Here is a 206-nt window from a genome sequence, read left to right as displayed (position 1 = left end):
ACACTGCTGAGCATTTGGCGTAGCGCCATCTCAAGGTAAAAGGCAAGGAAACATACCATGATGTGGCCACGGATTCGGCTTTCCGTCCAGTGATACATGGGACGAAGCTTCAGGGTGCACTTCATCTCCCGAAAAGCTCGCTCCACCATCCAAAGCTGCTTGTAGGCCAAGGCCACTTCGCTTGCCGGCAATGTGGTATTGGTTCT

The 206-nt window shown here is 52.9% G+C and carries 1 protein-coding gene; it reads right to left on the bottom strand.

Annotated elements, in window-relative coordinates:
- Positions 1-206: transposase (locus tag KKC1_RS04805; RefSeq protein ID WP_143288674.1), on the bottom strand; the 206-nt coding region annotated here is incomplete at both ends.

The sequence above is a fragment of the Calderihabitans maritimus genome, assembly GCF_002207765.1.
Lineage (GTDB): Bacteria > Bacillota > KKC1 > Calderihabitantales > Calderihabitantaceae > Calderihabitans > Calderihabitans maritimus.
The sequence above is the reverse complement of the archived record's forward strand: the minus strand, read 5'-3'. Positions and strand labels throughout refer to the sequence as shown.